This is a genomic window from Haloferax profundi, assembly GCF_001469865.1.
Lineage (GTDB): Archaea > Halobacteriota > Halobacteria > Halobacteriales > Haloferacaceae > Haloferax > Haloferax profundi.
Genome location: NZ_LOPV01000552.1, coordinates 1 through 896 on the forward strand (window position 1 = coordinate 1; position 896 = coordinate 896).

1 protein-coding gene and 2 pseudogenes are annotated in these 896 nt (G+C 57.6%); 2 read left to right on the forward strand and 1 reads right to left on the reverse strand.

The features are described 5' to 3' along the window. Positions 1–190: pseudogene (locus tag AUR66_RS16670) on the forward strand (acetamidase/formamidase family protein); the annotation flags it as partial. On the opposite strand, the gene AUR66_RS16675 reads toward AUR66_RS16670, so the two are convergent. Continuing rightward, complete coding sequence (locus AUR66_RS16675; protein WP_058573326.1) at positions 191–451, reverse strand: ubiquitin-like small modifier protein 1; 261 nt, start codon at positions 449–451, stop codon at positions 191–193. 160 nt (positions 452–611) lie between these two features. On the opposite strand from AUR66_RS16675, the pseudogene AUR66_RS22885 reads away from it, so the two are divergent. Then, positions 612–896: pseudogene (locus tag AUR66_RS22885) on the forward strand (PQQ-dependent sugar dehydrogenase); the annotation flags it as partial.

Genomic DNA, 896 nt, shown 5'->3' on the forward strand with positions numbered 1-896 from the left:
AAATGCGTTCGACAGGGCAAGTTCGCTGTTCGGAATCAGCGAGGGAGAGGTCCGGTCTCGCTGTACGTTCACTGGTGGCGTCGAAATCGCTCGCTTGCCGGGCGTGGTCCAACTCTCGATGCTCGTCCCGGTAGAACTTCTCGACGAAGTTGGCCTCACAGAGACAGTACGCGAACAGTACCAAGCGTAGTCAGCCACCACGCATCGCTGGGAACAGTTTCACCTGTTCTCCATCCGTGATCGGGTCGTCCAACGCGGCTTTACGTTCTCCAACCATCACCCGCACACTGGGCCGAATGGTGTCGTCGTCGTCAAGGAGGTGTGTTGAACTCGTCGGATATTCGTCTACGAACGCCGTGAGTAGGTCTCTAACCGTCTCACCGCTTGGAGATACGTCGACCGTCTTTTCGCCAGCTGCAGACCGGAGCGGACCAAAGACTGTGATTTTCATACTGTACCCAGGGGTCGTTAACACAAATTGTTTGACTCGACTATCCAGCCAGCAATAGACGAACTCGAGGAATCTCACACTGTCTTTCTGTCGCACGAACACGACCGCATCGCCGCTGCCGTGTGATTAATGCTCGCAGCAGACTACAATATTCATCGAGATGAACCGACGGACGTACCTCACGCTCGGTGGACTCACAGTAGGTGGCATGCTCGCCGGCTGTGTTGGGAGCACCAGTGAAGACACAGACACCGGTGTGGGGTCGGAGTCGACGCCCTCATCGGGCTCTGAGTCCTCGACAGACTCGAAATCGGCGTCTACCGACTTCACGGTCGAACAGGTCGCGACGGACCTCACACGGCCTTGGGCGCTCGAACGGGTTCCCGATGATTCACGGCTTCTCGTGACCGAACGGGGTGGCAGGCTGCTGCTCGTCGACCGAGAG